The following is a 379-nucleotide window of genomic DNA, read 5'->3' on the forward strand; positions in this document are numbered from 1 at the left end:
GCAGGGCACCGACCTCGTGCAGCGCTGGAAGCCCGGACCGACGCCGGTGTGGATGGCCGCGGAAGGGCCGCGCACGCTGCGCGCGGCGGGGCGGAGCGCGGACGGCGACGTCCTGTCGAACTCGCTCACCCGCGAGGCGTACGAACGCAACCTGGCGCACATCGCCGCGGGCGCCGCGGAAGCCGGACGCGACCTCGCCGACCTCGAGATCTGGTGCATGGCCAACATCGTCCCGGCCGCGACCGAGGACGACGGGATCGCCGTGGTCCGCTCGGTGCTCGCCGGCACGGCGAACCACGTCTTCCGGTTCACCACCGAAGGCAAGGGCCTGCCCGACGCGCTCGTCCCCAAGGTCGAGGAACTCAAGCGGCGCTACGAC

1 protein-coding gene is annotated in these 379 nt (G+C 73.1%); it reads left to right on the forward strand.

The window, feature by feature from the left end; all coding sequences use genetic code 11:
* On the forward strand, positions 1–379 hold a 379-nt coding region (locus AC1DSF_RS31325; RefSeq protein WP_478184202.1), incomplete at both ends, for an LLM class flavin-dependent oxidoreductase.

This window comes from Variovorax sp. 01N429 (assembly GCF_056399425.1).